Origin of the sequence: Flavobacterium columnare NBRC 100251 = ATCC 23463, assembly GCF_002530675.1 — a bacterium.
GTDB classification, from domain to species: Bacteria; Bacteroidota; Bacteroidia; order Flavobacteriales; family Flavobacteriaceae; genus Flavobacterium; species Flavobacterium columnare.
The window spans coordinates 1-1,836 of record NZ_PCMX01000175.1 but is presented as its reverse complement, the minus strand read 5'-3'; the positions used below and the strand labels follow the sequence as shown (position 1 = coordinate 1,836).

The following is a 1,836-nucleotide window of genomic DNA, read 5'->3' as shown; positions in this document are numbered from 1 at the left end:
AAATATAATAATATGAAAAAAGTAATTTTAGTTCTTTTGATTAACTTACTACTATCTTGTAGTAATGATAAAGATTGGGTTAATCTAAATACAAACCAACCTACTGATATAGCTGCTCAAGACCCAACAGAAAATGATATAAAACAATATTTTGATTTTCCAGTAACATCTATTAAAAAGGCAGATGAAATCGTTAATAGTATTACTAACACGAGAGGACTTAAAAAAGTAGGGTATAAACAGGTTGATTTATTAGTTGAGAATACCATAATAGAAAAAAAAGATGCTGTTAAAGGAGAGGTAATTGCAAAAATTTCAGGAAAATTTGCTAATAAGCCCTTTTCTAAATCATATACGTTTTCTTGCTCGTCAGATGGACCTATTGATTATTCTGAAGATTCATATATTGCCAGAAATATTCAAATGGAATGGAAACCTGAATTTAAAGACAATAATGGAGAATTAACAGATCTGGATTTTGATGCCTTTTATAGGTTAAAAAAGTTTGATTTATCTACTATAGAATACCTAAGTAAATGGTTTGATTTCTATTCTAAAAAACCAAACTCTGATGAGGCATATAAATTTACTTCTGAAGATTTAAAAAATATTAAAATTACAGAAATAAAAAATTTCAAAGCTGGATTTACATATATAGAACTAATTTCAGAATATAAAAAACATTCATGTAAATTGATGTTTAAATTTGATAAAGAAAAATACTATACAAAAAAGATTGTTTTAAACAAAGATGAAGTAAGAAAATATTATGTGACTGGTGTGTATCAAAATTTAGAACAGTTCAAACAAAGGTTGTTTAAAATCCCAAATGATTTTGTTTTAGATATTATTAGGACCAGTATAAGTGAGAGAGAAAGTCGTTTTTATTGTTCTGTTTCTTTATTAGAAAAAGGAAATGGAAATGAAAAGTTAGTTAATATCTCTCAATATACAATTTCTGGTTTCAAGACTTCATCTGACTTTTCTAAAGAATTTATAGTTCAAACAACCGATGGGCTAGATCGTTATATGCAAGATATTTTGAAAGATATACCTGATGGAGATGTAAAAGCAATAGTTTCTCCTTTACGTGATAAAATTGAAAAAGAGCTTCAATACGGTATGATTAGAGAAGATAATATTATTAATACCCTAGGAGATGATCTTGTTATTCGTTTATCAAATGGACAATTAGCGCTAAAGTTAAAAGAAAAATCCAATAATGATCCTAAAAATTCTATACTTGTACCTTTGAGTGAAAACATTGAACATAAAGATATATACATAAGCTCTAACTTTAGTTTTCAGATAACGTCAGCAGTTAAAAAACAAGGTAAATTAATGCTTCAATTACAATTTCATTTTGATATAGGTCATGGAATTGGAAAAAAAGAAATAGTAGTCAATCTATAAAAACGGTAATGTGGTAAAAAAAACACCAACTGTTTTTTTACCTTTTAATTCTTATAGTGTCCTATCAAATGAGAGAGGACTTTGGTTGTCTGAGGAGCAACCAATCCGTAATAAGTTTGATGATTATAATACGATAATTATAAAAGGATAGTTTTTAGCTATCCTTTTTTATTAATTATCGGTAATCTAAATAGGGTAAAGAAAAACCTATTTAAATCTATTTTTCATAATATAAATACCATCCCAATTACCCAATTTTTAAACCAAATTTATTTATTAGAATTTGAAACTGATTTATTCCCAGCAGTAAATAATTGTCTGCAATTCTTACTCTTAAATTGTTGCTTATTTTGTCGAATTTCTCATTTTATAATTTCTAGACTTTTACAAGTTGGATATCGCTTTTTTTTCTTTGAGTTTTTC

At 26.6% G+C, this 1,836-nt stretch carries 1 protein-coding gene; it reads left to right on the top strand.

Features of this window, described 5'->3' with window-relative positions; genetic code table 11:
- A partial coding sequence (locus B0A78_RS14145; RefSeq protein WP_249030970.1) for a hypothetical protein occupies positions 1 to 1,413 on the top strand: 1,413 nt, incomplete at its 5' end.
- Positions 1,414 to 1,836 lie beyond the last annotated feature (423 nt).